Origin of the sequence: Microvirga sp. HBU67558, assembly GCF_018069605.1 — a bacterium.
GTDB lineage: Bacteria > Pseudomonadota > Alphaproteobacteria > Rhizobiales > Beijerinckiaceae > Microvirga > Microvirga terrae.
This window is the reverse complement of the sequence record NZ_JAGPUP010000093.1, coordinates 1-280: the sequence shown is the minus strand read 5'-3', so window position 1 is coordinate 280 and position 280 is coordinate 1. Positions and strand designations below refer to the sequence as shown.

Sequence of the window (280 nt, the reverse complement as noted above, 5' to 3'; positions counted from 1 at the left end):
TGGTCTGACCGCAACCGACGATGTCATCCCGCTCGCCCTCGACCGTCATCAGGGCGCAACGCCGGATCGCCGCCAGATCCACCCTCTGACCGCGGTGCCGCAGCAACCCCCGGGGTAGGAGATGGTGCTGGAACACCGCCTCCAGGGTCTGCAAATAGAACTCGGCGCTCAGATCCATGACGGCGAGATACTCATCGTAGAAGGCGCGGTGCTTTTCGGCCGAGTCGCCATCGCCCTCGACCAAATGGTTGAACATCTCCCAATGGGCCGTGAGATGCCG

General features: G+C 63.2%; 1 pseudogene. It reads right to left on the bottom strand.

Features of this window, described 5'->3' with window-relative positions:
- Positions 1-280: pseudogene (locus KBI52_RS00375) on the bottom strand (polyhydroxyalkanoate depolymerase); the annotation flags it as partial.